This is a genomic window from Blautia sp. DFI.9.10 (assembly GCF_024461705.1).
In the GTDB taxonomy this organism is placed as follows: domain Bacteria; phylum Bacillota; class Clostridia; order Lachnospirales; family Lachnospiraceae; genus Blautia_A; species Blautia_A fusiformis.
On the sequence record NZ_JANGAA010000070.1, the window covers coordinates 1 to 241 of the forward strand.

Consider the following 241-nt stretch of genomic DNA (forward strand, 5'->3'; position numbering starts at 1 on the left):
TTTTTCTTTGTTAGTATTTTCAGCATCCTATTTGGAATTGAGAACAGCATTGTAGGTTTAGTAGTCTTATTATGTCTCATTGTGTTTAGAATTGCGGATCTGGGGATCCACACCGGAGAATCTACGATGCTTTTGGCTTTGTTCTTTGTAATTATGACTGTATGTCCGGATTTAGCAAATCAGTTTTCACCGGTATTGGGAATGCTGTTAAATATTGCGGCAGTGGCTGTGTTGATTCTGT

The 241-nt window shown here is 38.2% G+C and carries 1 pseudogene; it reads left to right on the forward strand.

The annotated features are described in order from the left end of the window. Nucleotides 1–241: pseudogene (locus tag NE671_RS15740) on the forward strand (FUSC family protein); the annotation flags it as partial.